Source organism: Pseudomonas peli (assembly GCF_050563605.1).
Lineage (GTDB): Bacteria > Pseudomonadota > Gammaproteobacteria > Pseudomonadales > Pseudomonadaceae > Aquipseudomonas > Aquipseudomonas peli_A.
This window is the reverse complement of the sequence record NZ_JBNXUH010000073.1, coordinates 1-233: the sequence shown is the minus strand read 5'-3', so window position 1 is coordinate 233 and position 233 is coordinate 1. Positions and strand designations below refer to the sequence as shown.

The 233-nt window shown below is 61.8% G+C and carries 1 pseudogene; it reads left to right on the top strand.

Annotated elements, in window-relative coordinates:
• Nucleotides 1-71 precede the first annotated feature (71 nt).
• A pseudogene (locus tag ACQ4LH_RS21110) lies at nt 72-233 on the top strand (sarcosine oxidase subunit beta); the annotation flags it as partial.

Below are 233 nucleotides of genomic sequence, written 5' to 3'. Positions count from 1 at the left end.
ATCCGAGCCCCCTCTTTTCTTCKGGGGGGCGGGGANGTTGTTTAAAAGAGRCGNGGTGNGKGGGGTNCMCCGCCGGTAACTCCGGGCATATGGCCGGCCTGGCCGGCTTCCGCCTGCCACTGGAATCCCATCCGCTGCAGGCGCTGGTGTCCGAGCCGATCAAGCCGATTATCGACAGCGTGATCACTGTCTCTTATTACACATCTCCGAGCCCACGAGACGAACTGAGCGAT